The organism is Paenarthrobacter sp. NPDC057981 (genome assembly GCF_042886835.1).
Taxonomy (GTDB): domain Bacteria; phylum Actinomycetota; class Actinomycetes; order Actinomycetales; family Micrococcaceae; genus Arthrobacter.
The window spans coordinates 22343-40807 of record NZ_JBHVQI010000035.1 but is presented as its reverse complement, the minus strand read 5'-3'; the positions used below and the strand labels follow the sequence as shown (position 1 = coordinate 40807).

17 protein-coding genes and 1 pseudogene are annotated in these 18465 nt (G+C 62.6%); 10 read left to right on the top strand and 8 right to left on the bottom strand.

The genetic code is table 11. The annotated features are described in order from the left end of the window. Positions 1 to 92 precede the first annotated feature (92 nt). The 5 genes and pseudogenes from ACFVSI_RS20785 to eat form a co-directional block, all read right to left on the bottom strand. Positions 93 to 533 (bottom strand): annotated as a pseudogene (locus ACFVSI_RS20785) (SDR family NAD(P)-dependent oxidoreductase); the annotation flags it as partial. A gap of 27 nt (positions 534 to 560) precedes the next feature. Then, positions 561 to 1931, bottom strand: coding sequence for an aldehyde dehydrogenase family protein (locus ACFVSI_RS20780; protein ID WP_387827986.1), 1371 nt, complete (start codon positions 1929 to 1931; stop codon positions 561 to 563). Next, on the bottom strand, positions 1928 to 2689 hold the full coding sequence (locus ACFVSI_RS20775; protein WP_387827983.1) for a gamma-glutamyl-gamma-aminobutyrate hydrolase family protein: 762 nt from the start codon (positions 2687 to 2689) through the stop codon (positions 1928 to 1930). The genes ACFVSI_RS20780 and ACFVSI_RS20775 overlap by 4 nt, the downstream gene beginning before the upstream one ends. Then, a complete protein-coding gene (locus tag ACFVSI_RS20770; RefSeq protein ID WP_387827980.1) occupies positions 2670 to 4052 on the bottom strand; it encodes a glutamine synthetase family protein in 1383 nt (460 codons plus the stop codon). The genes ACFVSI_RS20775 and ACFVSI_RS20770 overlap by 20 nt, the downstream gene beginning before the upstream one ends. 51 nt (positions 4053 to 4103) lie before the next feature. Further along, a complete protein-coding gene (gene eat, locus ACFVSI_RS20765; protein ID WP_387827978.1) occupies positions 4104 to 5534 on the bottom strand; it encodes an ethanolamine permease in 1431 nt (476 codons plus the stop codon). A gap of 263 nt (positions 5535 to 5797) precedes the next feature. Between eat and ACFVSI_RS20760 the strand changes: the two genes are divergently transcribed. Then, positions 5798 to 6514, top strand: a complete 717-nt coding sequence (locus ACFVSI_RS20760; protein ID WP_387827975.1) for a FadR/GntR family transcriptional regulator — start codon at positions 5798 to 5800, stop codon at positions 6512 to 6514. A gap of 3 nt (positions 6515 to 6517) precedes the next feature. On the opposite strand, the gene ACFVSI_RS20755 is transcribed toward ACFVSI_RS20760, so the two are convergent. Next, entirely contained in the window at positions 6518 to 7735 is a 1218-nt protein-coding gene (locus ACFVSI_RS20755; protein WP_387827972.1) for a CdaR family transcriptional regulator, read from the bottom strand. Positions 7736 to 7910: 175 nt separating this feature from the next. Between ACFVSI_RS20755 and ACFVSI_RS20750 the strand changes: the two genes are divergently transcribed. From ACFVSI_RS20750 to ACFVSI_RS20730, 5 genes are all read left to right on the top strand, one after another. Next, positions 7911 to 8831 carry a substrate-binding periplasmic protein gene (locus ACFVSI_RS20750; RefSeq protein WP_387827969.1) on the top strand — a complete coding sequence of 307 codons (921 nt, stop codon included), beginning with the start codon at positions 7911 to 7913 and terminating at the stop codon, positions 8829 to 8831. A gap of 39 nt (positions 8832 to 8870) precedes the next feature. Next, entirely contained in the window at positions 8871 to 9629 is a 759-nt protein-coding gene (locus tag ACFVSI_RS20745) for an amino acid ABC transporter permease (RefSeq protein ID WP_387827966.1), read from the top strand. Next, a complete protein-coding gene (locus tag ACFVSI_RS20740; RefSeq protein WP_387827963.1) occupies positions 9626 to 10423 on the top strand; it encodes an amino acid ABC transporter ATP-binding protein in 798 nt (265 codons plus the stop codon). The genes ACFVSI_RS20745 and ACFVSI_RS20740 overlap by 4 nt, the downstream gene beginning before the upstream one ends. An 85-nt stretch (positions 10424 to 10508) precedes the next feature. Continuing rightward, positions 10509 to 10940 carry a RidA family protein gene (locus ACFVSI_RS20735; RefSeq protein ID WP_387827960.1) on the top strand — a complete coding sequence of 144 codons (432 nt, stop codon included), beginning with the start codon at positions 10509 to 10511 and terminating at the stop codon, positions 10938 to 10940. Continuing rightward, entirely contained in the window at positions 10937 to 12199 is a 1263-nt protein-coding gene (locus tag ACFVSI_RS20730; protein ID WP_387827957.1) for an FAD-dependent oxidoreductase, read from the top strand. The genes ACFVSI_RS20735 and ACFVSI_RS20730 overlap by 4 nt, the downstream gene beginning before the upstream one ends. A 4-nt stretch (positions 12200 to 12203) precedes the next feature. On the opposite strand, the gene nadE is transcribed toward ACFVSI_RS20730, so the two are convergent. Beyond that, the gene (gene nadE / locus ACFVSI_RS20725; RefSeq protein WP_281450617.1) at positions 12204 to 13025 is read right to left on the bottom strand and encodes an ammonia-dependent NAD(+) synthetase; all 822 of its coding nucleotides are present in this window, start codon (positions 13023 to 13025) and stop codon (positions 12204 to 12206) included. 58 nt (positions 13026 to 13083) lie between these two features. Then, complete coding sequence (locus ACFVSI_RS20720) at positions 13084 to 14109, bottom strand: LacI family DNA-binding transcriptional regulator (protein ID WP_387827954.1); 1026 nt, start codon at positions 14107 to 14109, stop codon at positions 13084 to 13086. 129 nt (positions 14110 to 14238) lie between these two features. Here ACFVSI_RS20720 and ACFVSI_RS20715 point away from each other — a divergent pair, with 129 nt between their 5' ends. The 4 genes from ACFVSI_RS20715 to ACFVSI_RS20700 are packed head-to-tail and all read left to right on the top strand — an operon-like array spanning position 14239 to position 18460. After that, on the top strand, positions 14239 to 15603 hold the full coding sequence (locus ACFVSI_RS20715; protein WP_387827951.1) for an ABC transporter substrate-binding protein: 1365 nt from the start codon (positions 14239 to 14241) through the stop codon (positions 15601 to 15603). Positions 15604 to 15615: 12 nt separating this feature from the next. Continuing rightward, on the top strand, positions 15616 to 16677 hold the full coding sequence (locus ACFVSI_RS20710) for a carbohydrate ABC transporter permease (RefSeq protein ID WP_262277098.1): 1062 nt from the start codon (positions 15616 to 15618) through the stop codon (positions 16675 to 16677). Continuing rightward, positions 16674 to 17609, top strand: coding sequence for a carbohydrate ABC transporter permease (locus ACFVSI_RS20705; protein WP_387827947.1), 936 nt, complete (start codon positions 16674 to 16676; stop codon positions 17607 to 17609). The genes ACFVSI_RS20710 and ACFVSI_RS20705 overlap by 4 nt, the downstream gene beginning before the upstream one ends. Before the next feature lie 2 nt (positions 17610 to 17611). Then, complete coding sequence (locus ACFVSI_RS20700; protein ID WP_387827944.1) at positions 17612 to 18460, top strand: sugar phosphate isomerase/epimerase family protein; 849 nt, start codon at positions 17612 to 17614, stop codon at positions 18458 to 18460. The last annotated feature ends 5 nt before the right edge of the window (positions 18461 to 18465 follow it).

Genomic DNA, 18465 nt, shown 5'->3' with positions numbered 1-18465 from the left:
CTTCTCCCTCTCCACGTCCCAGGCCACCATCAGCCAACAGCTGCTGGCGGACTCGGATCCAAACGCCATCACGCTTGATTCCAACGGCGCCCTGCCACGAAGGAGGCCGTGTTGATGATGGAGCCCTTGCCCTGTTCCTGCATGTACGGGATCGCGTACTTGCAGCAGTAATAAACGGAGGTCAGGTTCACTTCCTGGACCCTGCGCCAGGCGTCGATGCCGGTGTCAAGGATGGAGGCGTCGTCGGCGGGGGAGATGCCTGCGTTGTTGAAGGCGATGTCGACGCTGCCGTAGGTCTCCTTTGTCTGGGCGTAGAGGTTGCGGACTTCTTCCTCGCTGGTGACATCGACCTTCACGAACAGGCCTCCCACTTCGTTCGCGGCGGCGATGCCGGAGGTTGGTTCGATGTCCGCGATCACCACGTTGGCGCCCTCTGCGGCCATCCGGCGTGCGGTGGCCAGTCCGATGCCGCTGGCACCTCCGGTGATGACTGCGCTGCGGCCTGCGAGACGGTTGGAAACTACTGCTTGCATTGTTGCTCCTTTATCAGGGTGGAAAGACTAAGCGGATTGGGTGGAGATGAAGACGTTCTTGACCTCGGTGAACGCATCCAAGGCGTCAGGGCCAAGTTCGCGGCCGAGGCCTGATTGCTTGAAGCCACCGAACGGCGTGGAGTAGCGGACGGAGGAGTGCGAATTGACGGACAGGTTGCCGGACTCGACCGCGCGCGCCACGCGAAGGGCACGGTCCACCTTGGACGTCCAGATGGACCCGGATAGCCCGTATTCGGTGTTGTTGGCGATCCTGATGGCGTCCGCTTCGTCGTCGAACGGCACGACGGCGACTACCGGACCAAAGATTTCGTCCGTGAACGACGGCGCATCCAGCTCCGGAGTCAGCACGGTGGGCGGGAACCAGAAGCCGGGGCCTTCGGGCGCCTTACCTTGGAAGGCGACCGGGGCGCCGTCGGGCACGAAAGCCGAAACCGTACCCAGCTGCTGGGCCGAAATGAGCGGGCCCATTGAGGTGGCGGCATCCGCCGGATCACCCACCCGCATCCCCAGGACTTCGGGTTCCAGCAGCTCAAGGAAGCGCTCGTACACACTTCGCTGAACCAGGATCCGCGAGCGGGCGCAGCAGTCCTGGCCGGCGTTGTCGAATGCCCCACCCGGTGCCGCCGCAGCGGCAAGCTCCAGGTCGGCGTCGTCGAAAACGATGTTGGCACTCTTGCCGCCAAGTTCCAGCGTCACCCGCTTCACCTGGTCCGCGCAGCCCGCCATGATCTGCTTGCCAACGCCGGTGGAGCCGGTGAAAACCACCTTGCGCACTGCGGGATGGGTGACGAACCGCTGGCCCACCACGGACCCCTTGCCCGGAAGCACCTGGAAGACGCCTTCAGGAATGCCGGCCTCGAGGGCGAGCTCGCCCAGGCGGATCGCCGTCAGCGGTGTTACCTCGGCAGGTTTGAGCACCACTGTGTTCCCTGCGGCCAGGGCCGGAGCGAAACCCCACCCCGCAATCGGCATGGGGAAGTTCCACGGCACGATCACGCCCACCACACCCAAGGGCTCATGGAACGTCATGTTGACGCCGCCGGCCACCGGGATCTGGCGCCCGAAGTGCCGTTCGGGTGCGGCGGCGTAGTAATTGAGGACATCGCGGACGTTCCCGGCTTCCCAGCGGGCGTTGCCGATGGTGTGTCCGGCGTTGCGGACCTCCAGCTGGGCAAGGTTTTCCAGGTCATGGTCGACGGCGGCGGCGAACCGGCGCAGCAGCAGCGCACGGTCGGCGGGGGCTACTGCCCGCCAGGATTCGTAGGCGGCTGCAGCCTTCGCGATGGCTGCGTCCGTTTCGGCCAATCCAGCCAAGGGCACGGTCTGGATGACTTCTTCGGTGGCCGGGTTGATCACGTCAAAGACTGTTGAGGTCATGCTGGGGACATCGCTTTCATGGTCGCGGTGTGGTCGGCCCGGTAATGGGACGCTGCTTCCACGAAGCCGCGGAAGAGCCGGAGATCGTCAGGGTTCTGTTCCGGGTGGAACTGGACGCCCAGCACCCAGTTGCCGTCCGTGGTTTCGACGGCCTGGATCATGCCGTCGGCGGAACGGGCAGTGACACGGAGTTGATCGGGAACATAGTCCATCGCCTGATGGTGGTAGCAGGGAGACGTCGCTGAGTCGCCCAGGAGATCGTGGATCACGCTGCCCTGCTCGGTCGTGAAGCTGGCTTCACCGAAAACGCCCGGAGCCGGCTGGCAGTTGGCCTCCGGATTGATGTCCGGAATGTGCTGGACCAGGCTGCCGCCCTGCACAACGTTCAGGAGCTGGGCGCCCCGGCAGATCGCGAACAGCGGAAGCCCGCGGTCCAGCGCGCCGCGAAGGAGCTCGGAGTCGTGGTTGTCCCGCAGCGGCTGTGGCCGCGTTGTGGGATGCGGTTCCTGCCCGTAGAGGGAAGGATCGACGTCGGGTCCTCCCACCACGATCAGTCCGTCCACCAGGTCCAGCACTGAGGGGTCGGTTCCTACGGGTGGGAGCAACAGTGGCGTAGCTCCGGCTGCGACGACTGCCTCAACGTAGGTCGCTGGGAGGATGGCCGCCGTCGTATTCCACACACCCCAGGAGGCCTCCTGAAGGTAACTGGTCAGCGCAATCCTGGGCCGGTAGGTGATGTCAGAGTCGTTCAAAGCCACGGGTCCTCTCCCAATCGGTGATGGCGCTGTCATAAGCGGTGAGTTCCACGGTGGCAGCGTGGACGTAGTGGTCCACGACGTCGTCCCCGAAGGCCTTGCGTGCGATGCTGCTTTCGGCCAGGAGGTCACGGGCATCCCGCAGCGTGGTGGGCAGGCGCTCGGCGTCGGATTCGTAGGCGTTGCCCTTGGTGATCGGCTGGAGGGGAACGTCGTTTTCGATGCCGTGGATGACAGCTGCGATCATCGCTGCGACTGCCAGATAGGGGTTCACATCGCCGCCACCGATCCTGTTCTCGGTGCGGAGGTTTTTGCCGTGTCCCACGACGCGCAGCGCGCAACTGCGGTTGTCGAGTCCCCAGGCGACAGCCGTCGGGGCGAAACTGCCTTCGACGTACCGTTTGTAAGAGTTGATGTTCGGCGCGAGGAAGTACGTCAGCTCGCGCAGCGCAGTCAACTGTCCCGCCACGAAACGTTCCATGACCGGGCTGAAGCCGTGTTCGCCGTCGCCGGCCAGGACCGGGTTCCCCTCCAGGTCGGTGAGGCTGAAGTGGATGTGGCAGGAGTTGCCCTCGCGTTCATTGAACTTGGACATGAACGTGATGCTCTTGCCGTGCTGGTCGGCGATCTCCTTGGCGCCGTTTTTGTAGAACGTGTGCTTGTCGCAGGCGGCCAAGGCCTGGTCGAAGCGGAAGGTGATCTCCTGCTGGCCGAGGTTGCACTCGCCCTTGGACGACTCCACCACCAGGCCCGCAGCCTCCATGTTGTTGCGGATGGAGCGGATCACCGGCTCCAGGCGGGCGGTGGCCAGCAGCGAGTAGTCCACGTTGTACTGCGTGGCCGGCGTGAGGCCGTTGTAGTTCTTTTCCCAGGCCTGGGCATAGGAGTCATCGAACATGATGAACTCCAGTTCGGTACCGGCGCAGGCCCGGTAACCGAGCTTTTCGAGCCGCTCAATCTGCGCCTTCAGGATCTGGCGGGGCGAAGCAATAACCGGCCGGCCGTCGGTCCACAGCACGTCACACTGCACCATTGCAGTGCCTTCCAACCAGGGGACGCGGCGCAGGGTGGAGACATCCGGCATCATCACCATGTCTCCGTAGCCGGTCTCCCAAGAGGACATGGCGTAGCCGTCCACGGTCTTCATATCGACGTCGACTGCCAAGAGGTAGTTGCAGCCTTCCGCCCCGTGGCCCAGGACGTCTTCAAGGAAGGAACGTGCCCCGCAGCGCTTTCCCTGCAACCGTCCGAGGGCGTCCGTGATGGCGACGATTACCGTATCTATCTCGCCACGGCCCACGAGTTCCCGCAGATGCTCGACGGTGAGCTGCTGGTCCGGGAAGTGTTCTTTGTTTTGGTCATTCATGGTGTCTCCGCAGTTTTGTGGTTGGACATTGTTGTTACGTGACTTGGGTTGTTACTTCAGCTCGGCTTCGGCCATGGCGAGTTGGGCGAACTCTTCTTCGGGCGCGCCCGCCACGATCCGGTGCCGGCTGTAAAGCCAGAAGTAGAGAAGGGCGGCAGCGAAGATGGCTGCCGTGATGGAGGCGGCAAAAACGTCGACGACGAACGTCGCCACGACTGCCACAGCGGACAGAACCAGGGCGATCGACGTTGTGACGACTCCGCCCGGAGTCCTGTAGCCACGTTCGAGGTTGGGCTCCTTCTTGCGCAGGACGATGTGCGAAAGGTTGAGCAGGACGTAGGAAACCGTGGCTCCGAAGACTGCGATATTGATCAGGAGGGCGCCGTCGTGGGTTATTGCCGCGAGCAGGAAGCCGATGGTACCGGGAACAATCAGGGCCCAGTAGGGGGTGCGGCGCGCGCCCGTGAGCGAGAGCCAGCGGGGGAGGTAGCCGGCACGGGAGAGGGCGAACAGCTGACGGGAGTAGGCGTAGATGATGGAGAAGAAACTGGCCACCAAACCGGCCAACCCTGCGTAGTTGATGAAGTCGGCCAGGAAGGTGTTTCCGCCATAGGCGATCCGGAGGGCTTCGGGAAGGGGGTTGTCGGAGCTGCTCATTGCCTGTGAACCCGCAGCACCCGGGACCAGAACCAGCATCAGCGCTCCAAAGACCACCAGGATGATGACTGCCACGATGATGCCGCGTGGCATGTCCCGCTTGGGGTTGGACGTCTCTTCCGCGGCCAGGGGAACACCTTCGACGGCAAGAAAGAACCAGATTCCGTACACCAGGGCGGCCAGGATTCCGCTGACTCCCATGGGCAGGAAAGCACTGGAACCGGCTGATCCATCAGGGACGATGTCGAAGAGCTTGGCCGCGTCAAACTTGGGGAGGAGGCCTATTACGGCTGCGACCAGGGCGACTGCAGCCACCGCAGTGATGGCGAACATGATCTTCAAGGCTTCGCCGACGCCACGAAGATGGATGCCGATGAAGATGACGTAGGTGACGAGGTAGACGGGCCAGGAGTTGGTCAGGCCAAACAGGCCCAATGCTTCCACATAGCCGCCGATGAACGTTGCGATTGCTGCGGGGGCCACCGCGTACTCAATGAGCACAGCCATGCCGGTGGCAAAGCCGCCTAATGGCCCAAGGGCGCGGCGGGCAAAGGCGTAGCCGGCACCCGCAGTGGGGAGCGTTGACGAGAGTTCGGCAAGCCCGAAGACCATGCAGGTGTACATGACTGCCATGAGGACGAAGGCGATCAGCAACCCGCCCCATCCTCCTTGGGCGAGGCCCAGGTTCCAGCCCGCGAAGTCTCCGGAGATCACATAGGCCACACCCAGGCCGGCGAGCAGGACCCAGCCCGCTGCCCCTCGTTTGAGGCGCCGATGCTGCAAATACTCGTCCTCGCCACCGGACGGTTGTTCCACTGTTTCCATGCGTGTTCCTTACGTTTGAGGAATGCTTGTGGGAAAGTAATTGGGAGGACCTTGAGATCCTAAAGGACTGTTTTTAGTCCATTGCGTGCTTCTCAGTGTGGACTGTGATGTGGCACACGTCAAGACTTCCCCGGAAAAGTGCGTCCTAAATGCCCGCGAGTCGCACCAATGGTCTCTTTCGCGACCTTTGACTGGAGACATGGGTAGCATGAAGGCAGCAGCATCTCCTTGGGGTGATGCGCTTCCTGTGAAAGGAGCTGCCCGTGCCGGATCCAGCCTTCGGCCCGTCGTTCTCAATGCTGCGCCCGGTCAGAGGTGGCAACGCGTTCGAGGAGACGATCGAACACGTCCTGCAGACCATCAAGCTGGGTATCTTTGCCCCGGCCGAAAAACTTCCGCCGGAACGTGAACTGGCCGAGCAACTGGGCGTTTCCCGGGCGACACTGCGCGATGCTTTGGGCGAACTGCAGAGCGCCGGGTACCTGGAAGTGCAGCGTGGCAGGTATGGCGGCACGTACGTCTCCACGGATACTGTGCAGCGGAAACCGGACCAGGGGCCGCTGGACCCGGCAGAAGTTGAAGACGTCCTGCTCTTCCGGTCAATCATCGAGCCCGCGGCTGCGGGATTGGCGGCCAAGGCTGATCTGTCCGCAGCCGCACGAAGGCACCTGCAAGTGTGCCTGTCTGAGGTGTGCGCGGCGACGGCATCCGGCTATCGCCCCCGCGACTCCCGCTTCCACATTGCCATCGCCGAAATGTGCGGTTCTGCGAGTCTGGTATCGGCCGTAGCAGAAACCCGAGCCAGACTTAACGACTTGCTGGACCGGATTCCGCTGCTGGGAACCAATCTTGAGCACGCAAACGAGCAACACACGGAGATCGCCGAGGCCATCCTTCGCGGCGATGCCCCTGCCGCCGAAAGGGCCACGATGGAGCACCTGGAGGGCACGGCCTCGCTGCTGCGGGGTTTCCTCGCCTAAGCCTCACCGCACGCTGGAGGAGTCGCGCGTCAGGTGCGGTCCGGCGTCGAACTCGTTGGTTTTACAGGCCAGATACAAGGCGAGATAGGCAACTGCCGTGCGTTCGGACCAGCCTTGGAGCTTTTCGATCCTCTCCAGTCGGTGAATAAGCGTGTTCCGGTGGATATGAAGACGCCGCGCCGCGCCCACCAGGGAAAATCCGCTTTCGCACCACGCAATGACGGTGCTCCGAACAGTGCCCCAATCACCCGAGGCCACCAGCGGGGAGGCCAAAGCTGCTGTGTATCGCTGCCTGGCCCGGAGGCTGACACCTGAGAGCAACTGTTCCATCCTGACCTCGTCGATGGTGGTGACGCTGCGTCGGGTGATCCGCCTGCCCAGATGCAGTGCGTCGGACGCGTCCTCATAGGCTGTTCGCATGTGGGTGGGCCCGGCTGCCCCGGTTCCGACGCCTATTTCGACGTCCAGGCCCAAGTGCGCACGGAACTGTTCCACGCAATTGCGTGCCTGGGCAAGGATTCCGCCCATTCCATCGGCCGTGGGATGTGCGAAGACGACGTAGCGGCTGGCGCCGATTGAAGCGGCGATTGTCTGGCGGTGCTGAAAACTCTCACGGAGCAGTACCAATGCCCTCGGAAGCCACTCCGACGTGGTGGAGGGGGCGGGCGTGCGGCCGGGAAGATGCACGACCACGGCAACCCTCCGGGCTGTAAGGTCCACGCCTTGATCGTTGGCTTGGTCCAGCAGGGTTGAAGCCTCGGTCACCTGCGGATCAAAGGCAAGAATGCTGCGTACAAGGTCCTCCAGCTCGCGCTCGCGCTGCAGCGTGGACCGCAGCAGCGACGCCTGGTGGAGCAGGATTTCCGTCTGGCGTTCAACCATCAAACCAAAGCGGGTGACTTGGGCCGGGGAGCCGGTAATTCCGACCGTGCCCACCGCCTGGCCATTGAGCAGGATGGGCAGCGTTACCCCGGGCCTGACCCCCTCCAGCGCGCGGGCTTGGGCCGCGGAATGGGTGGCCGACAACCGCGTGCGGATCACTTCCAAGGATGCTTCATGGAAACTGCCAACGCGGCTCGTGTCGCCGCTGCCGATCACCGTGCCATGGGCGTCGGTAATCAAGATGTTGAACCCTACGATTTCGCTGGTGTCGCCGGCGATTTGCTGGGCGAGAGCAGGGGTCAGGGGTCCGGCCCCGGGGCGCGGGGTGGTCACTGCCATGAGGGAATTCCTTCGGTCATTTCGTACAAAAAGGTAGGCATTGTTTGATTGGAACGTGGATGAATAGTCCAATGACTTTCATCACACCCAAGCCTACGGTTGTTACTAAGCGGCGCAAAGCCGAACAGCAGAAGGCGTTCTGCATCAGCATTGAACCCAGCGAAAGGCGACCACCATGTTTCGTCGCATCCCCAAACCATTTCGTACGTCCATCGTCGCGGCCCTTGGTGCCGTGACCCTGACGCTGACAGCCTGTGGCGGCAACGGCGTCGCCAGCAATGCCGACGGTCTGGACACCATCGAAGCCGGCAAACTCAAGGTAGCCATCCAGCCTTACATGCCATACACCGCCATGAAGGACGGCCAGATGGTCGGCTTGGACGCCGAAATCCTGCAGGCAGCAGCGAAGAAGCTGAACCTCACGATCGAACCGCAGGTTACGGACTTCAACGGCATGCTCGGAGGTGTGCAAAGCCGGCGCGTCGATATCTCCATTGGAGGCATCGCTTGGACGAAAGAACGCGCGAATGCCGGGTTGTTCACCGATCCTCCGTACTACTCCCCACCAGCGATGGCCGTCCAAGGCGACAAGGACATCAAGTCCCTGGCGGACCTCCGCGGGAAGAACCTCGGCACCGTCACCGGCTACGTTTGGGTGAAGTCCATCAAGGCTGTGCCGGATGCCAAGCTCAGCTCGTTCCCTGACGCCAATGGCCTGTTCGCGGACGTCGGCTCCGGCCGGGTGGACGTGGGGTTCGTGGATCCCCTGTTGATCTCTTACACCCAGGCCCAGCGACCCGATCTGGGGATCCAGACCAAGTACCTGACCCCGCCTACAGATGACGAAGTGCAGAAGTCCCCTGATCTGGCCTACTTCCAGCCTTACATGACCAGCTTCTATGTTCCCAAGGAGGAGCCGAAACTGGAGAAGGCAATTTCCGGCGTCATCAGGGAGATGTATGCCAACGGGGAGCTTGCCGCCCTGATCACCAAATACGGCGGCGATCCAGACCAGTACCTTAAGCCCTCGCCGTCGATGGCCGCGGACCGGCAGGCCGCGGACCGCCCGGCCGACTGGACTGCCCCCTCGAAATGAAGCGGTCCCGGCAATCATTCCCAACGGACAGGATTAATCATGAACCCCGCACCCGGCCTGTTTCAGGTGCCCTGGCAGGAGTACCTGCCGGCACTCGCTGATGGTCTGCTGAGGTCCCTTGGCTACACGGCGGCTGGCTTTGCCGGCGCAGTGGTGATCGGACTCGGCATCGCGCTCCTGCGCATCAGTTCCCGGCGCCTGCTCCGGATACCGGCAGCTGTCTACACGGAACTGTTCAAGAACATCCCCCTGCTGGCCATCATTTTCATCACCTACTTTGGCTTGGCTTCCATTGGTATCCGGCTCAATGCCTTCCAGGCCGGCACGCTCAGCCTGGTGATCTTCTACGGGGCGTACCTTTCGGAAATTTTCAGGTCCGCGTTGCTCGGCGTGCACCCCGGGCAGCGGGAAGCAGGTCAAGCCCTGGGTCTCGGGCCGACCGTGACCTTCACGGGCATCATCTTCCCGCAGGCGCTGAGGCTGGCACTGCCTGGAACCGGCACCATGCTGGTGGACCTCTTGAAGTCCACTTCCCTTCTGGTAGTGATTTCGGCGGCTGAGCTTATGTCGCAGGCCCAACTGATTGCCAGCGAAACCTTCCGCGCCCTTGAGGTCTACATCGTCATTTCCGCGATCTACTTTGTGGTCTGCTACCCGCTCTCGCAGCTTGTGCTCAGGCTTGAACGCCGCGTACAGGCAGGAGCGCCGCTGTCCCTTCGCAGGCATCGCAGGTTGGCTCAGGCCCGCGCCCTTCTGGCGGCTGCGGAACCCAAGCGATACTCGGAGGTAAAGCCATGACCATCGGAAGAACCGAGACCAAAGGCCAAACGGTGAACAATGTCCGTCCAGTAGTGGAGATCAAGAACCTGGTGAAGTCCTTCTCCGGCCGCACCGTGCTTGACAACGTGGATTTCACGGTGGACCCAGGCAACATCGTCAGCATCATCGGCCGAAGCGGCGGTGGCAAGACCACCTTGATGCGCTGCATCAACCTCCTCGAACAACCCGACTCCGGCTCCATTGCGTTGCAAGGCGAACCTGTCTTCGCCGGGCGGAAGACGGTGTGCAAGGATCTGGCCAAGCTCAGGCAACAGGTGGGGATGGTCTTTCAACGCTTCTACCTGTTTCCCCACCTGACAGCTGTGGAAAATGTCATGCTGGCCCAAATGAAGGGGTTGAAGATCCCCGAAAAGCAGGCCCTCCATACGGCACTGGAGTTGCTTGCCGAAGTGGGGTTGTCCCACCGGGCCCTGGCCTTTCCCGAGCAGATGTCCGGCGGTGAACAACAGCGGGTAGCGATAGCCCGGGCATTGGCGCTCGGCCCCAGCCTGCTCCTGTTTGACGAGCCGACGTCGGCACTCGATCCTGAGTCCACCCGCGACGTTCTGGCCGTCATGCGCCGCTTGGCCCGTTCCGGCATGACGATGGTCATCGTCACGCACGAAGTTCCCTTTGCCAAGGAGATTTCGGATCAGATCGTCTTCATAGACGGCGGCCACATCATCGAACAGGGTCCACCTTCCGCGGTTATCGACAACCCGCGGGAGGAACGCACCAAGGCGTTCCTGCGCTCCTACAACTCGGACAGTTAGCCTTCCTCCCCACCAGCGCGCGTCGCCTGTCACCCCGTTGTGCCACGCCATGCTCAAACGCGCCCGATTTCCGTGAAAGAGAACCATGACTTCGACTCAAATCCCCGTCCGGACCGTGGATGTCCCCGGCATCACAACCGAGGCTTCTCCCTATCCAGCGGCCACCCTCGCAGGAGGAACCCTCTATGTTTCGGGCCAGGTTTCGTTCAGCGACGACGGATTGGTGGTGGGGGAGGGGGACATCGAGGCACAGACCCGATGTTCCCTGGAGCGATTGAGGCGTGTACTGGCGACTTACGGTGCCGGCCTGGCGAACGTGGTTTCCTGCACGGTCTACCTCAAGGATGCTGTGCTTGCCGAGGCTTTCAACAAAACCTGGGTGTCGGCTTTTGGTGGACACAGGCCGTCCCGGGCCACTGTTGTTGCCGAACTGCTGGACCCCAGGCTCCTGGTGGAAGTGCAGGCGATTGCCTGCCTGCCGCAGACCAATGCCGTTCCGGCGGAGGCAGGGAAATGAAGATCCTGATAGTGGGCGCCGGGATCATCGGTGTCACCACGGCTTATGAGCTGGCCCGGCGTGGACACGAGGTTGAAGTGGTGGACAGGGAGGCTTCCGAAACGCTGGCTACCAGCGACGCTACAGCGGGTTTGATCGCACCGGGGCACTCGTTTGCCTGGGCTTCACCGTCGGCGCCCAAGGAGTTGCTGCGATCCCTTTTCAGTTCCGATACCTCCATCCGGGTGAAACCACGCCTCGATGCGGAACTCGTGTCCTGGGGTCTCAGGTTCCTACGCGAATGTACCGGCCCGCGGGCGAACCGAAATACCCTGGCAAAACTTCGTCTCGCCCAACGGAGCCAAGAGCTCTTCAACGCGATGATCAACGGGGAGGACATGGACTTCCGTCCATCGGGAGGCGGCGTCCTCTACCTCTACAGGGATGGCGAAGCCCTGAAGCGCGCGATGGCGCACGGCACCATCATGCGGGAGAACGGCCAGGCCCAGCGGCCCGTGTCCCGCGAGGAATTGCTCCACTTGGAACCGGCACTGGCGAACAGCCACGTCAGGTTCGTGGGAGCTGTCCACGATGAAACCGATGCGAGCGGAAACCCCGCCGAATTTGCCGCGGAAGTCCGAAAATTGTGCGAGGACCTGGGAGTGCGCTTCACCTTCGACACGGCCGTCCAGGGCTTCCGGATGGAGGCTTCCCGGCCTGGTGCAACCCACGTGGGAGGGCTCCGAAGCGTTCACGGTGAACTGACGGCCGACCGGTACATCCTTGCGGGTGGTCCGATGAGCGCCCGCCTTGCCAGGACCGCCGGTATCCGCCTCCCGGTCTATCCGGCCAAGGGGTACAGCTTGACCGCTCCCATCAAAGAAGGAGCACTTGCCCCTGGCTTGGGGGGCATTGACGAGAGGTCCCTGGTTGCGTGGTCACGGTTCGGGGATGAATTGCGGATGTCTGCCACCGCCGAGTTTGCCGGCTACTCGCAGCAGTATTCACAGAAGGACTTCGCCAACATCCTCAACGCCGGTAACGAACTGTTTCCCGGGGTGTTGGATCTGGACCGGGCCACCTACAAGGTGGGCCTCCGGCCCATGACCCCGGACGGGCCACCCATCATTGGCAGGGCAGGTGAAAGCAACCTGTACATCAACACAGGCCACGGCCACCTGGGGTGGACCATGGCCTGTGGGTCCGCGGAGATGCTGGCTGACCTGATCGACGGAAAGGCTACGGCCCTTCCGGTGGCGCCTTACGCCGTCGGCCGCTAGGTGCCTATTTCCACCACGTATCGAAGATGGTGACCGGGACCGTGCGCTTGTGGCGCGTGCGAAGGAACTTCTGTTCGATGGTCTCGGCGACTCCTTCGGGTACCTCGCGGCCCTCAAGGTAGTCGTCGATCTGGTCGTAGGTGATGCCGAGCTCGTCCTCGTCCGTGCGGCCCGGCTTGTCGTCTAGGAGATCGGCTGTGGGAACCTTCTTCCACAGGCGCTCGGGGGCGCCCAACTCTGCCAGGACTTGCCGGTTTTGGCGCTTGTCGAGGCCAAACAGCGGGAGGATGTCCGCACCGCCGTCGCCGTATTTCGTGAAGAAGCCGGTGACGGACTCGGCGCCGTGGTCCGTACCGATTACCAGATAGTTGTGCTCTCCTGCCAAGGCGTACTGCGCGATCATGCGGGCGCGGGCCTTGGTGTTGCCCTTGTGGAAGTCTGAAATTTCGGCGCCGGTGGTCTTGAGGAACTCGTCCTCGAAACCGTCGACGGCGCGGGAGATGTTGAAGGTCCATTCGGTTTTGGCCCGGATGAAGTCCAAGGCGGCCTGCGCGTCCTCTTCGTCGTGCTGGACACCGTAGGGGAGGCGGACCGCCACGAAGTTTGCGTCCACGCCGTCGGCTTCCAGTTCCTCAACCGCCAACTGGGCCAGGCGGCCCGCGAGCGTGGAGTCGAGGCCGCCGGAAATGCCCAGCACAAAGCCCTTGGTCCCTGTCGCCTTCAAGTAGTCCTTCAGGAAGGCGACCCGTTTGCGGATCTCCTCCGCGGGATCGATCCGGGGCTGGACGCCCATTTCCTCAATGATCTTGGCCTGGAGTTCGCGCATGTGTTCCACAGTAGTCAGCCGCGTCACGAAGGCTCAACCATATTGCGTGGTGATTCAGTTATTCAGGACGTTGATCCGGTGCCGGGCCGGTTGAACCGCGCACCGTCAGATGGGTGGGCATGACCGCGAGGCGCCGGCTGGACCCGGCGTTCAGTGGATCCAGCTGTGCCAGCAGCATTGAAACCGCCACCCGTCCGGCCTGCTCGATCGGGGAGGCCATGGTGGTCAGGGGTGGGTTGCAGAAGTCGGCGCCGAAGATATCGTCGCACCCCACGATGCTCATGTCCTCGGGGACCCGGATGCCACGCTCGCGGAGTCGCTGCAGCATGCCGATCGCCAGGAGGTCGTTGAAAACGATGCACGCCGTTGCTCCGGTTCGTGCTGCGGCATCTGCGGCCGCCGCACCCGAGGTTGTCTTGGGAGTGAAAGGACCAACCCGGGAGGTCTTGAGTCCACGGTCATGGCTTTCCTCCTCAAAGGTCTTCCAGCGTTTGGCGTTCGACCAGGAGGAAGCCGGCCCGCCGACGTAACAGATCTTGGAGTGGCCCAGCGATGTCAGGTGTTCCAGTGCCTGGACAACGGCACCCGGGGTGTCGATGACCACAGTGGGAGCGTTGGCTGAGGAGCGGTTGATGGTGACGATTGCCTGGGACGATGCCGCCTCGAGAATCTGGGTGTCAGTGAGGCGGGAAGCGGCGAGGATGAAGCCATCGGCAGTTCGTTGCATCTTCTGCAGGGCATCGGCTTCCATCTCGGCCGACTCTTCGGTGTCCACCAGCAACTGGGTATAGCCGGCTGCCTTCAGCTGGTTCTGGGTGCCCCTGATGATGTCGAAGTAGAACGGATTGGTGACGTCGGGGACCAGGAGGGCGATGGCATTGGTCCGGCCGGAGCTAAGGCTGCGGGCCTGCGAACTGGGGACATAGTTGAGCTCGGCGGCCACTTTTTCGATGCGTTCACGGGTTGCCCTGTTCACGCGGTCCGGGTTGGAAAGGGCCCTGGAGACAGTGGAAGTGGCCACTCCCGCCAAGGCCGCAACATCCTTGATTGTGGGTGCGGATCCCCGCCCGTTCGTCTCAGCCATAAAAAGATTGCACCATCCCATGGCAACTTTTGGCAACCGCTTGCCGCACAGTTGCCGGACTCGTAGACTCGTTGCCGAAAGCCCCTGTGACGTAGACCACTACCGGGCTGTGTATCCAAGGAGGAAACAATGAGGTTTGCACCATCTGCCAAGCTTGCCGCCGTCGCTTTGACTGCTGCACTGGCATTGACAGCCTGTGGGGGGAGCGGCAACAGCGGCACGTCTGCCAGCTCCGGGGGTGCCGTCGACGGAGCGGGAAAGACGCTGAATGTATTGACCGGCGTTAACAACCAATACCCGGAAGAGCAGAAGAAGTGGCAGAGCGATATCGCCGCCAAGTTCAAGGCAAAGACTGGCGCGGAAGTGAAGTTTGAGACCTTCGCCTCGGCCAACGATGAACTGACCCGCATCCAGACTTCTGTTGTTTCCGGCCAGGGGCCGGACGTCTACAGCCTGGGCACCACCTTCACGCCCACCGCCTATGCCACCAAAGCCTTCGTGACGCTTTCCGACGACGACTGGAAGAAGGTCGGCGGAAAGGACCGGTTCAACCCCGCAGCCCTGGGCATCTCCGGACCTGACTCCGAACACCAAGCAGGCATCCCGTTCGTCAGCCGCCCGTTCGTCATGGCCTACAACAAGGACATCCTGGCCGCCGCGGGCATCGACAAGCCAGCCACCACCTGGGACGAGCTCGCCGAGCAGGCCAAGAAGATGACCAACGCCGGCACCGGAACCTTCGGCCTGGCCACCGGCTACAAGGACAACTTCGATCCCTGGAAATTCATTTGGGCCATGTCCGTGCAGGCAGGCAACCCGCTGGTTGACGGCAACAAGCTGAAGCTGGACGATCCCACGGTCAAGAAGGCCTACGACACCTACTTCGGTTGGCTCACCAAGGACAAGGTGGTTGACCCGGCAGCGATCGGCTGGAGCAACAGCAACGCGGTGGCAGCCTTCGCTTCCGGCAAGGCCGGTTACCTGATGATGACCACGTCCAGCTCCATTCCCACCCTGGACAAGTCAGCCATCGCCGGCAAGTACGAATACGCCCTCATGCCCACCACGGCTCCGGGCGAATCGTCCCCCAAGGGCGACGGCGACAAGGCCGCCAGCATCCTGTCCGGTGACAACGTCGTGGTCGCGGACTACTCCCAGCAGAAGGATCTGGCGTTCGCCTACATCGAGCTGATCACGTCCAAAGACGAGCAGCTGAACTACCAGAAGATCTTCGGTGAGCTTCCGGCAAATGCCGAGGCACTGGCGTCCCTGACCGACCCGAAGCTGAAGCCGATCGCCGATGCTGCCGGCAAGTCGAAGGCAACTCCCTTCACCGGCGCCTGGGGCGACATCCAGTTGGGCCTCCTGAACGTGACCGTCCAGTCCATCCCGGACCTGGCCAAGGGATCCGTTGACGAGAGCGCCCTGGAATCACGGCTGAAGGACGCCCAGTCCAAGGGCCAGGCTTCCCTCGACCGGGCTGCGAAGTCCTAGGCAGGGTCTCCCATGTCCACTGATTCCTTCAGGGAAATGAAACCCGTGTCCGGTCCGGCTGCCCGCGGGCAGCTGGCCCGGTCCGGGTCGACAGAGCCAGCGCTCGACGCCGGTGCCTCACCGGCCGCAGGCACAGGAACCCTCCAGCCGGGCGGCGGTGGCAGGAAACCTGTCCGCCGCAAGGGCTTGAGCGAGCGGAACCGTCCACTGTGGATGCTGATCCCCGGCGGACTCCTGATGTTCATCATCATCGTGGTCCCGCTGTTCCTCGGCATCTACATGTCAACGCTCAACCTCGACCAGTACTCGCTGCGCAAGTGGGTCAGCGCACCGTTCATCGGCGTCGAGAACTTCGTGGAGGCCCTGACCGACTCGCCTCTGCTGCACTCGGTGTGGCTGAGTGTGAGCTACTCGCTGATCGCCATGGTCGTGACCTTGCCATTGGGCATCGCAGCGGCTGTTGCCACGCAGAATGCTTTCAAGGGCCGGGCGCTGATCCGCTCGATTTTCCTGATCCCGTACGTACTGCCGTCTTTCGTGGTGGCAACCGTATGGAGGACCATGTTCCAGCCTGACGGAGTCGTCAACTCGGCCCTGGGTGTCTTCGGAGTGGACGGTGGGCTGTGGCTGAACGGACCCCAAACGTACTGGACGCTGATCCTGGTCCAGATCTGGGCTTCCTGGCCGTTCATCTACCTGCTGGCACTTTCGGGCCTGCAATCGGTGGACCACGAAGTCCATGAGGCCTCGGCCTTGGACGGGGCACTGTGGTGGAACAAGCTTCGGTACGTCATCTTCCCGTACCTCAAGGGTCCGTTGTCGCTGGCTTTCCTGATCGGCATGCTGCACCACATCAACAACTTCACCCTTCCGTTCGTGCTGTTCGGCGTTCCGGCCCCGTCCGACGTCGAAGTGCTTCCGATCCTCACCTACGTGACCAGCTTCCAGAGCTTCCGCTTCGGCCTCAGCGCCGCCATGGCGTTTGTGTCCCTGGTGTTGATCGCCATACCGCTGTTCATCTACCTTCGCGCCGTCAAGCTGGACGACGCCGATACGCCGGGAGGCAAGAAGTGAGCGCATCAACCACCTCGGTCCGCGGCACGTCCCGCCCGGACCCGTCGGGGGCTGCGTTCCGGCCCGGTTCAAAACGGCAGCACGAAGTCACCCGGCTCCTGCCTGGCCCCATGCTGGCCATCATCCTCACGGTCCTGAGCGCCATCGTCCTGATCCCGGTTGCTTATATTTTCCTGGCATCGGTGAACTCGGACATCGGCGTGGCCAACGGCGAGTTCTGGCCGTCCAGCTTCTCGCTGGAGAACTACACCAAGATCTGGTCCAGCGTTGGCCTGGCGAAGGGCCTTGCAAACAGCGTCCTGGTAGCGGGCGCCACCGCCGTGGTGTCGGCAGCCATGTCCATATCCATCGCCTACGTCCTGGTCCGCTACCAATTCCGCGGGCGGCTGACCATCCTTCGCGGGCTCCTGGCGCTGCAGTCCGTGCCGGGTACCCTGATGGTCCTTCCGGTGTTCGTGCTCTTCTCTTCGGCCGCCAGCTACCTCGGCGTCCAGGTGATCGGAACGCAGTGGGGTCTCTTCGTCACCTACCTGACCTTCGCGATGCCCTTCTCCACCTGGGTCATGGTCACCTATCTGCGTGGCCTTCCGCGTGAGCTGGAAGAGGCGGCAAGGATCGACGGCGCCAGCAACGTGGGCGTCCTGGTCCGGATCATCCTTCCGCTCAGCTGGCCCGGCATTGTTGTTTCGGGCATCTTCGCTTTCCTGTTGGGCTGGAACGATGTCCTCTTTGCCTCGGTGATGACCCGGCCGGAGAGCCAGACCGCAGCCGTAGCCCTGCAGATCTTCGGAGCCTCGCAGGAAGGTGGAGCGATTCCCCTGTACGGCCAAATGATGGCGGCTTCGCTGGTTTGCGCGGCGCCCGTCGTGATTCTCTACCTGATTTTCCAACGTTACCTAGTGGGCGGTCTCACCGCCGGAGGAGTTAAGTAGCAATGACCGGTCCAGCAACAGTCCAGTGGACGCTTTCGGGCTTTGGAGACGAGATCGACGACGACCCGGTCCTGCAGATCGCCGTACTCCAGGCCCTGGGGGCGAACCACATCGAAGTCCGCAGCGCCTGGGGAACCAACATCGTGGACCTGACGTCCGAGCAGTTGACGGAACTGAAGAAGCTCCTGGACACCGCCGGGATGGGGGTTTCGGCCATCGCGTCGCCCATTGGCAAAGTGGATGTCACGCTGCCGGTGGAACACGAGGTTGAGCGCCTCCGCCGGGCCGCCAACGCAGCCCAGGTCCTTGGTGCCCGCTACATCCGCATCTTCTCCTTCTACTACGGAGAAGGAGTGGCAGTGGACAGTATCCGGGACGACGTGATTGAGCGTATGCGTGCCCTGGCCGAGGTTGCCGAACAGTCCGGCGTAGTGCTGCTCCACGAGAACGAAAAGGACATTTTCGGAGACACCCCGGACCGCGTGCTGGACATCATCGCGTCCGTGAACTCGCCCGCACTGAAAGTTGCGTGGGATCCGGCCAACTTCGTCCAGGTTGGCGTCAAGCCCTTCGACGAGGGCTACGCCAAACTCCGTCCCCACCTCGAATACCTCCAGGTCAAGGACGCGCGGTTCGCGGACGGCGTCGTGGTTCCTGCCGGTGAGGGGGACGGCGATCTGCTCCGCACAGTCGAAGCGCTGAAAGCCGACGGTTTCGTGGGCTTCGCAAGCCTGGAGCCGCATCTGGCCGGCGCCCATGGCCTGGGAGGATTCTCCGGCCCCACCGCGTTCGGGATGGCAGCCCGTGCCTTTGCCGAAGTTGTTAACGAAGCAGGAGTGGAAACCAAGTGAGCACC